This is a genomic window from Actinoplanes sp. KI2 (assembly GCF_025630775.1).
Taxonomy (GTDB): domain Bacteria; phylum Actinomycetota; class Actinomycetes; order Mycobacteriales; family Micromonosporaceae; genus Actinoplanes.
Genome location: NZ_JAOSZE010000187.1, coordinates 1 through 283, shown reverse-complemented (window position 1 = coordinate 283; position 283 = coordinate 1). Strand labels below are relative to the sequence as shown.

Sequence of the window (283 nt, the reverse complement as noted above, 5' to 3'; positions counted from 1 at the left end):
TCGCCCGGTGCGAAGCAGGTCTGTCCGAACAGGGCGGCCTGCTGGTCGCCGATGGCCGCCGCGATCGGCACGCCGGGCAGCACCGTGTCGGCGTAGCCGTACACCTCGGACGAGGACCGGATCTGCGGAAGCATGGCCCGGGGGATGTCGAAGAAGCCCAGCAGCTGCTCGTCCCAGTCGAGGGTGGCCAGGTTCATCAGCATGGTCCGGCTGGCGTTGGTGACGTCGGTGAGGTGCCGGCCGGTCAGGTTCCACAGCAGCCAGCTGTCCATCGTGCCGAACA

Annotated in this window: 1 protein-coding gene; it reads right to left on the bottom strand. The window is 68.6% G+C overall.

Annotated elements, in window-relative coordinates; all coding sequences use genetic code 11:
* The coding region (locus ODJ79_RS46900) for an FGGY family carbohydrate kinase (RefSeq protein ID WP_263030222.1) at positions 1-283 on the bottom strand (283 nt) is incomplete at both ends.